Source organism: Pseudomonas sp. B7(2017) (assembly GCF_002112745.1).
In the GTDB taxonomy this organism is placed as follows: domain Bacteria; phylum Pseudomonadota; class Gammaproteobacteria; order Pseudomonadales; family Pseudomonadaceae; genus Aquipseudomonas; species Aquipseudomonas ekonensis.
This window is the reverse complement of the sequence record NZ_NEIP01000050.1, coordinates 1-525: the sequence shown is the minus strand read 5'-3', so window position 1 is coordinate 525 and position 525 is coordinate 1. Positions and strand designations below refer to the sequence as shown.

General features: G+C 57.7%; 1 pseudogene. It reads right to left on the bottom strand.

The features are described 5' to 3' along the window. A pseudogene (locus CAG29_RS28040) lies at positions 1-412 on the bottom strand (hypothetical protein); the annotation flags it as partial. Positions 413-525: the final 113 nt, after the last annotated feature.

Genomic DNA, 525 nt, shown 5'->3' with positions numbered 1-525 from the left:
CGGTTTCCCAGGGGACGATCCAGTATTCGCCGTTGTCGCGGGGCACGCAGACTTCGCGGCGCTGGCGGTTGAAGCGGACGGGCAAGGGGACTTCGCGGAAGAGGCCTCGGATGAACCAAAAAATTGGGAGGGCCATGATGCATGCGCCGAGGATCAGAACATCTTGACTGAAATCAGAATTCAGATTTCGAGTAAAAAATGACATGGCTAAAAACAACATCACCATGGGCCACATCACCATCACCGCCGAACCGATACTGTAGTTGCCGATGTCAATAAAGACATCGTTCTTGCGCCAGATGGTATTGAGCATGTCACAGGGGTTTTCCCCCGTAGGGATCGGCAATGGCGCCAGATAGTCATTGCGCGAAAACATCCCTTTCTTCGTGGTGCCGGCCGCTGGCGTGCTCATGCCGGCGCCTCGGATTGAGCCGCCAATTCCGCTTCGCGCTGGGCGATGGCGGCTGCAAGCGCCGGGGAGCGTTGGGCCCATTGCTCGGGCGGCAGGGGTTTTGACCATTCGAG